This is a genomic window from Slackia isoflavoniconvertens (assembly GCF_003725955.1).
In the GTDB taxonomy this organism is placed as follows: Bacteria; Actinomycetota; Coriobacteriia; order Coriobacteriales; family Eggerthellaceae; genus Slackia; species Slackia isoflavoniconvertens.
Genome location: NZ_QIBZ01000008.1, coordinates 97,513 through 105,863 on the forward strand (window position 1 = coordinate 97,513; position 8,351 = coordinate 105,863).

Genomic DNA, 8,351 nt, shown 5'->3' on the forward strand with positions numbered 1-8,351 from the left:
CAACCTAAATTTTAATACCAACGTTCATTTTTTCGGGCAGCCAATCGCATCGCTCGCGCGCTACGCACGCGTAACACGGGCGAGAAACCTTGTCGGCCTCATAGAGCAGCTTGCCTAACGGCGAGGCATCATCGGCGAAGCAGCGGTGCTGTGCCACCGCAGCAACGATGGCCGTTTTTTCAAGCGCCGAGAAACCATCGATATCCATCAAGATATTCGTCGCAACACGAGCTCCCGCAACCTCATGGGGCTCACCGTGCTCATACTGCTCGGCCTTGCCCAAATCGTGAAGCAAGGCTGCTGCATAGACCGTTTCTTTTCGGAAAGGCATTTTGCGCTCAAGCACGCGAATATACGCGATGCGTGCCACGTCGAGCAGGTGGTCAATCCCGTGGCAACAAAACTCGCGGCTCAATTCGGCACGATGGATGCGCTTCATATGATCGACGAAATCGGGATGGCGGCGAATTGCATCGACCGCAGGCATGACCTGGTCATTTCCGCAAATACCGCGCAACTCGAGCTCCTGCTCGCGCGCAATCATCGATGCGGTCTTCGGCGATGCCGCTCCAAGAGGCGACGCACCCGTCGGCAAAACCTCGACGGCAGAAACTCCGCCGCCCGTTGCGGGCACAGAAGTCGCAGGAATATGAGGGTCGACCGCAAGGGGGTTAACCGGCCCCTCGAAGCCTTCAAGTTTCGCGCCGTCAGACGGGCTTGCCGCCGACAAGACCGGAGCGTCGCCCTGCATTTCGTGCACAACGCGCCCCGTTCCGGCCTCGCGTTCGGTCACTTTGAATCGTTCGGTTTTATCGGGCTTCGCCATACTCGCCTCCCCGGTCCTACATTCGGTCAATCAAAATAATAAGCCTCGCAAAAAAGCAAGGCTCATCGATAGTTTATGCACTCGGACTATTTCCCAATCAAGCGGAAGAATTCATCGACCAGCGCTTGATCACCTTCGAAGACACCACGCTTTGCAAGCGTTGCGGTCGAAGCGCCCGGCTTGCTCACACCGCGCATCGACATGCACATGTGCTCGCCCTCGACCATGACAATAGCGCCCTTCGCGCCCAAATCGTCCATAAGCGCATCGGCGATTTGCGAAGTCAATCGCTCCTGCAGCTGCAAGCGTCGAGAGAACACCTCAACCGTGCGCGCGAGCTTCGAGAGCCCCGTCACGCGACCGTTGGGGATATAGGCGAGATGCACCTTGCCATAAAACGGAAGCAAGTGGTGCTCGCACAGCGAGTAGAACTGAATATCGCGCTCGACGACCATATCGTCGGAGTCGATGGAAAACGTTGTAGACAAATGCTCCGATGCCGACTCGTCCATGCCTCGACATATTTCAGCATACATGCGCCCCACGCGCTGAGGCGTCTCGAGCAGCCCTTCGCGCTCAACATCTTCCCCCATGCCCTCGAGCAAAAGGCGAACAGCCTGTTGGATTTTCTCCTGGTCGACCACGTTCGGTTCCCGTCTTTCCGCAAACAACAAAAACGCGCCCGAAGGCGCGTCGGTTCATGGGGGATATTATAAAGCTGCAAACAGCGAAAGCGCCCTTGGCTCTAAGTTTCTTCAAACGAGCGGGCGACAGCGAGCCGCAACTTCAAATGAAGCCAATCAGCTCACCGCCACCCGCTTCCATCGGGCGAATCGATTCTTACTGCGCCTTATACGGAACCATAGTCTCCTCATCGCCGTTCGCTTCCTCAAGACGCTTGAAGAAGTCCTTGGTCTCGCGAACAACCACGCCCGAAAGCACAATCAGGGCAATCATGTTCGGAATGGCCATGCACGCGTTGAAGATGTCGGCAATGGTCCACACAGCGGCAACGGTCATGTACGGACCAGCAAACACGCAGGCGATGTACGCCCAGCGATACGCCTTCACGGCCTTCTTCGAACCGTTGCTGAAATACTCGAGGCAACGCTCTCCATAGTAGTCCCAACCAAGAATAGTGGTGAAACCGAACAAAGCCAAGCAAATCATAAGCACGAAGCTCACGGCTTCGCCGGGAATGAACGGCAAGCCAGTCTGGAATGCAGCAGTGGTAACAGCCGCTCCCTCAAGGCCCGGAATCTGATACGCGCCCGTCATCACGAGAGCCAAACCAGTCATGGAGCACACGACAATCGTGTCCAGGAAGGTACCCGTCATGGACACGAGACCCTGACGCACGGGCTCTTTGGTTTGAGCGGCGGCAGCAGCAATAGGAGCAGAACCAAGACCGGCCTCATTAGAGAAAATGCCACGCGCGATACCCTTTTGCATAGCAATGATAATCGCACCCAGAGCGCCACCGGCAGCGGCACGCAGGCCAAACGCGCTCTCGACAATCGTGACCAGCGCATCGGGCAGGGCGGTGATGTTCACCACGATGAGCACCAGAGAGAAGCCCACATAGACGACAACCATGATGGGAATGACCTTCTGAGCAACGCTCGAAATACGCTTCAGACCACCAATGACAACCAGGCCAACGAAAATGGCGACGACGAGCGATCCGATAACCGTAGCGAGCGAATATTCCATGCCGAACAGGCTCACGGTATGCGCCATATTCGGATCAAAGAAGCCGGTGATAGCCGAGTTGATAGAGTTCACCTGAGTGAAGGTACCAATGCCGAACAGGCCAACGCACATTCCGAAGAACGCGAAGATCTTTGCGAGCCAGCGCCAGGAAATCTGGGGCAAACGCTGCTTCATGCCGCGCTCGATGTAGTAGAACGGGCCGCCGAGCACGTGGCCGTCTTCGTCGATGCTGCGATACTTCACAGCGAGCAGGCCCTCGGAATACTTCGTTGCCATTCCGAACAACGCGGCGAGCCACATCCAGAACATCGCACCCGGGCCGCCGGCAACAATAGCCGTCGCAACGCCCACGATGTTGCCCGTGCCGATGGTGGCCGAAAGCGCCGTGCACAGCGCGCCGAAGCTCGATACCTCGCCATGGGCGTCTTCGCCCTTTTCGTTCTTCATCATGTAGCGAAGCGCGCGGGGCAACTTAGCAAACTGCAGGCCGCGCAGGCGCACGGTCAGAAGAATGCCGCCGGCCAAAATGAGAACCATCAGCGGCACGCCCCAAATAAAATCGTCGATGGCGACCAAAATGCTGTTCACCGTGGCGAAAAACTGTTCCACAACTCTTCCTTTCTTCATTCCGCATCGCGAAACGTCCGACTATCTAACGCCGCGCGCGACACGCTTTCGGAAAGCGAAGGAGCCTTGGAATATAAGGAGAAATGAAAAAACAGAAGAAGAGCTGTTGCGGGGATGCGCATGCACGAATACCTGCAACAAGCTGCGAAGCTGCTCTGTCCTTTTGCCTGAGAGTTTCACGCCGCGCGATCATGGGTTTCGCGGCGCTTGCCCCTTCGGCACCCAAATGATTGGGATTCTCCAGAGGCCCCTAACGCGTCCAGTCTCGGCCGGGAAAGCTTCGATTCAAGACGTATCGACGGGGTGGCGCTATGCACTTGTGGCCTTGGAGGATTGAGAAGAGCGACAAGAGAGAGGAAAAAGGCTAACCTCAATCCCTCAAGGTGCTGACGGAGACTATATCACTATCGCACGCTACAGTGGAACAATTTTTTCAAAAAGGTTTCAAGGGAGCATAGAAGGTTGACAAGCACGACCGCCCAATTGAAAGCACCCGCCTATGAATGACCGAAATCGCACATGCGAAGCCCTTTCCGCTTCCCTGCAGCCGGCACGCACCGATGTCGTATACTCGGCATATCGACTTTCGAAACGCAGCCAAGGAGCAGCCATGGCCTACAACAACTTCTCTTCCGAGTTCATCGATCGGTGGAATGCCGATACCGATAAAGGCATTTCCAACCCCTATCGTTGCAAGAACGAAGACGTTGTACGGCGCAACCCCAAGCGAGACATGTCACAACGGCTGCACCGCCCCCCGTTCTGTCGAGACATCGATAAGATCCTCAACGTTCCGCCCTATAACCGGTATGCGGGCAAAACCCAGGTGTTCAGCTTCGTGCGCAATGACGACATCTCACGACGCGGCCTGCACGTGCAACTCGTCGCCCGCACCGCGCGCACCATCGCACGCATGCTGCGCCTGAACGAAGACCTCACGGAAGCCATTGCCCTCGGTCACGATTTGGGACACACGCCCTTCGGACATGCGGGCGAGCATATCTTGAACGACCTTTACCATGCCGACACAGGGCGCTATTTCAACCATAACGTCCACAGCGCACGGGTGCTCGACCATCTGTACGCTCGCAACGTAAGCCTACAAACGCTTGACGGCGTATTGTGCCACAACGGCGAAAGCAGCCAGAAAACGTTCTATTTGGGCACCACGCATTCCTTCGACGATTTCGATGCCCATATGGAAGCGTGCTATACCGACGAATCAGCCATCGGGCACTTGCGTCCAGCAACGCTCGAGGGCTGCGTGGTGCGCATTTCCGACATGATTGCGTATGTGGGCAAAGATCGCCAAGACGCCATGGGCGTCGGCGCGCTCGAATCGGACAAACACTTCACCGCCGGCCCCATGGGGGTCATGAATGCGGAAATCATCAACAATCTCACCGTCGATATCGTCGAACATAGTTACCTTCGCGACCATATCGAGATGAGCGATGACGCCTTCGCAGCGCTCAAAACCGCAAAAGCCGAAAACTACGAACGCATCTATTTGGCCGGTGATCAGGGCGATATTTACGAAGAAGAAATTCGCCCCATGTTTGAGGAGCTCTACGAGCAGCTGCTTCGCGACCTGAAGACGAACAACGAAAGCTCCCCGCTCTTCAAGCATCACATCGAAAAAATCGAACACCAGCGCCGCCTTTACGACGACGAGGCGCCCTACCGAAAAGAAGAGCCGCACCAAATCGTCGTCGACTATCTCGCCGCAATGACCGACGAGTATTTCCTAGCCGCCCATAAATTCATCTGCCCCCACAGCAGCCGCCACGTAGATTTCCGCAGCTACTTCGACGGAATCGACTACCGGCAGGCATAAAAACCCTCTATGAGATTCGCCCGTCATGCGTTTCCGATAGATTCCGCACGAGCCGAACAGTACCGAATGTGCTGTTCGTGCGAGCCAGGACCTGACCGAAGCGGGAACGCATGACGGGCGAATCTCGACAGACTGCATAAAAAGAGGCCGGGCGAACCCGGCCTCTTCCGAATCAAGCTCTTACGCCGCAGCGTCTTTCTTGTTCATGATCTTGGCGATCGCGACGAAGCCGACGCACGCCAGCACAATGGTGACGGCCAACGGAATCCAAGGGCTGCCCATGATGCCCGCAAGGACATAACCGATAGCGCCCGACACGAACACAATGGATGCGTACGGAATCTGCGTCGACACGTGTGCCATATGATTGCACTCGGCTCCGGCAGACGAAAGAATCGTCGTATCGGAAATCGGCGAGATATGGTCGCCATACACCGCGCCGCCGAGAGTCGCACCGATGGCAACCAAGAACAGCGGGTCGCTCGGGTCAAACACGCCGACTACGATGGGCAGAATGAGAGCAATGGTGCCCCAGCTCGTACCCATAGAAAAGCCGATGAATGCCGCAACCAGGAAAATGGCGAACGGCAGCAGAGTAAGGCTAATGCCCAATCCATTCAGGAAACCGCTGACGAACGGTCCCGTGCCGATCATGTAGCGGCACACGCCGCCGAGCGACCAGGCGAGCACGAGAATCATAATGGCCCCAACCATGGAGCGCACGCCTTCGGCAACGCCTTCCATATAGCCCTGGAGCGTGCACAAGCCGCGAGGCAGGTACATGGCAGCAGCCACGACCAGCGCCACAAACGAGCCAATACACAAGCCAGCAACGGGATTCTCGCCAACGGCAGCCGCAAATTCGACGCCTTCGAAGAAACCGCCGATATAGAGCATGCCCCAAATGGAGAACACAATCAAAACAAGAATAGGCACAATTAGGTCGAACACTTTGCCCTTATTGGACACTTCCATTCCCTTGAACTGAGCTTCAGCCTTATTCGCCTCAAACGCTTCAGCGAGCTCGGTCTCTTCCGCAATAACGGTTGCAGGCAAATCGCGGGCGGTCTGCGGGTTATTCTTCGCGGCGATTTTAGCAGCGGTGCGCTCGGCGGCAACGCTCAGGCGCGTATCGCCCTCGACCTCGTCGGGATGGGTAATTACTTTGCCCGGGTTGGCGACAGCAACTTCCTCGGCCTCGGCGGAACCATACTTCACAGCAGCCTCTTCGGCCTTCTTCATGGGACCAAAATCCAATCCAATGAAAGCGACGAAGAACACAAACACGATAGTCGCGAGCGCGTAGAAGTTATACGGAATCGACTGCACGAACAGATTGAAGCCGTCATCGCCCAGATAGCCGCCAACGGCAACCGCCCACGAAGACACCGGGGCGATAATGCACACGGGTGCCGCGCTCGAGTCGATAAGCCATGCCAGCTTTTCGTGGCTCATACGGAAACGGTCAGTGATAGGACGCATGACCGCGCCAACCGTAAGGCAGTTGAAATAGTCGTCCACAAAAATGAGAATGCCCAAAACGGCAGTCATCACGCGGGCGAGGCGAGCGCTCTTCACATGCTGCGAAACCCATGCACCGTACGCACGGGAGCCGCCGGCAATAGCAATAAGCACGACAAGCGCACCCAACAACGCCAAGAACAGCAGCAGCGCGCCGTTGTTGGCAATTTGCTCACCCATCATTTGGGGAACCAGGCAGAACGCATCAACGAGCGACCCGAATCCAACGCCATCGATGGTGAAGGTATAAATCACCATGCCAACAAAAACGCCAATCGTGAGGGAAGAATACACCTCCTTCGTAAGAAGCGCCAATCCGAGCGCCAGAAGCGGGGGCACAATAGACCATATGCCCGTGTCAATGAGCGCAAAACCTTCCATTATCCACTCCTTCATAAGTGGACGCGCTTTCACCTCTTCCCAAAATGCCCGGCAAACGGAGCATCGGCGAAAGCGCACCCGCTCAACATATGTAGAGAAGAGTATACCCCGCCTTGACCAGGCGAGGTATAGAAGAAGCTCATAACATGGGAACGGTTGAATAATCGGGCGGGATGCTCGACCCCTATCGTGAACAGGACCTTATATTTTCACCGATGTCTATCAATACCGCAAAATGCGGCCCCCTAGCAAATCGATTGACGGCAACGAACTACTCCAAACCAAGGTCAAGCAACGTATTGGCGTTGCGATACAAAATATCGCGCAATTCACTATCAGTCAGGCCAATGTGAGCGAGCCTCGTCAAAAAGTCCGCAGTATCCTCCCAGGGAGAATCGGTGCCAAACAAAATGCGCGTCGTGCCATATTCCCGTACAATGCGCAGGAAATCGTCGTTGGCAATGTGACCGATCTGGAAAGCCGTGTCCATATACCCGGGCCATTCAGGATGCAGCTCGGGCGGATGCGTGAAGTCGGGCACGCTGCCGCCCAAATGAGCCAAAACCGTTCGCTCGTACGGGAATTTATTAAAGAAGCGATCGATTTCAACGGGCGAACAATCCCAATCAGGGCCAACCGTCGGGTAATCAATGCCCGAGCCCGTATGAAACAGGATGACCATATTCTCTTCGATGGCAGCCTCATATATAGGAAACATTTTAGGGTCGCTCATTTTGAAATGCTGATTCACCGGATGCAACTTCATGCCCTTAAAGCCCAATTTCGCGCACCGATGAATCTCGGCGACAGGGTCATCCATATCGCGCACCACGCTCATGAACGGAACGATATCAGGATCATCGGTATAATCCTGCAGCCAATCATTGAATTGCGGCACCTGACGAGGATTCGTAGGCACGGGAAGAATCACCGATTTCGTAACGCCAAGCTCGCGTTTTCGCTCCCGAACGCCATCGAGCGTACCGGGGTTAAACGCCGTAGCACCGAAGTTGTCTCCGAAATAAGCACGCATACGAGGCGCAAAGCTATCGACCCATGCGTGAGTGTGGACATCGACAATTGGGCAATCGGGAAGAACCCCCGACCCCGACCCTTCACTCGGTCGAGTATGACGAAAATGCCAAATAGGCCAACCATTTGCCTCGGGGTGGTCAGCATCATGGAGATGCTTCTCGTCCTCCAGAATCACTTTTGCAGGCGTCCATCCCTGGTCGGGATAAAGACGCCCATGAACCTCATGCACTTTCCAGGTCATAGTCATCCCCTATCGACTCACTAAGGGAAAATAGTATCCAATTTGTGTTTCGTCAAGAGGATTTGAGCAAAAAGAGCATCGGAAATTGAGCAGCCTGAGCATCGGAAGTGCGCACGCTTTCTGAGCGGCTAGCCCTCCTGCATGAGGGCATGGCGGACGCGGTAGGACTC

Annotated in this window: 6 protein-coding genes and 1 riboswitch; of the genes, 1 reads left to right on the forward strand and 5 read right to left on the reverse strand. The window is 55.6% G+C overall.

Features of this window, described 5'->3' with window-relative positions; all coding sequences use genetic code 11:
* Positions 1 to 4: 4 nt before the first annotated feature.
* The 3 genes from DMP05_RS10145 to DMP05_RS05885 form a co-directional block, all read right to left on the reverse strand.
* A complete protein-coding gene (locus DMP05_RS10145; protein WP_244595070.1) occupies positions 5 to 826 on the reverse strand; it encodes an HD domain-containing protein in 822 nt (273 codons plus the stop codon).
* A gap of 86 nt (positions 827 to 912) precedes the next feature.
* A complete protein-coding gene (gene folE, locus DMP05_RS05880; protein ID WP_123219573.1) occupies positions 913 to 1,470 on the reverse strand; it encodes a GTP cyclohydrolase I FolE in 558 nt (185 codons plus the stop codon).
* 196 nt (positions 1,471 to 1,666) lie between these two features.
* A complete protein-coding gene (locus DMP05_RS05885; RefSeq protein ID WP_280176482.1) occupies positions 1,667 to 3,148 on the reverse strand; it encodes an alanine/glycine:cation symporter family protein in 1,482 nt (493 codons plus the stop codon).
* 163 nt (positions 3,149 to 3,311) lie between these two features.
* Positions 3,312 to 3,420, reverse strand: a riboswitch (glycine riboswitch).
* 356 nt (positions 3,421 to 3,776) lie between these two features.
* Here DMP05_RS05885 and DMP05_RS05890 point away from each other — a divergent pair.
* A complete protein-coding gene (locus DMP05_RS05890) occupies positions 3,777 to 5,003 on the forward strand; it encodes a deoxyguanosinetriphosphate triphosphohydrolase family protein (protein WP_123219587.1) in 1,227 nt (408 codons plus the stop codon).
* Positions 5,004 to 5,183: 180 nt separating this feature from the next.
* Here DMP05_RS05890 and DMP05_RS05895 read toward each other — a convergent pair whose 3' ends face one another.
* Both DMP05_RS05895 and DMP05_RS05900 read right to left on the reverse strand, forming a co-directional pair.
* Positions 5,184 to 6,905 carry a Na+/H+ antiporter NhaC family protein gene (locus DMP05_RS05895; protein ID WP_123219575.1) on the reverse strand — a complete coding sequence of 574 codons (1,722 nt, stop codon included), beginning with the start codon at positions 6,903 to 6,905 and terminating at the stop codon, positions 5,184 to 5,186.
* Positions 6,906 to 7,176: 271 nt separating this feature from the next.
* On the reverse strand, positions 7,177 to 8,181 hold the full coding sequence (locus DMP05_RS05900) for an amidohydrolase family protein (protein WP_161957483.1): 1,005 nt from the start codon (positions 8,179 to 8,181) through the stop codon (positions 7,177 to 7,179).
* Between the last annotated feature and the right edge of the window lie 170 nt (positions 8,182 to 8,351).

What these genes read in the sequence shown, in the direction of transcription:
- DMP05_RS05895 (WP_123219575.1), bottom strand. Translation starts at nt 6,905, where the DNA reads ATGGAAGGTTTTGCGCTCATTGACACGGGCATATGGTCTATTGTGCCC.
- DMP05_RS10145 (WP_244595070.1), bottom strand. Translation starts at nt 826, where the DNA reads ATGGCGAAGCCCGATAAAACCGAACGATTCAAAGTGACCGAACGCGAG.
- DMP05_RS05890 (WP_123219587.1), top strand. Translation starts at nt 3,777, where the DNA reads ATGGCCTACAACAACTTCTCTTCCGAGTTCATCGATCGGTGGAATGCC.
- DMP05_RS05900 (WP_161957483.1), bottom strand. Translation starts at nt 8,181, where the DNA reads ATGACCTGGAAAGTGCATGAGGTTCATGGGCGTCTTTATCCCGACCAG.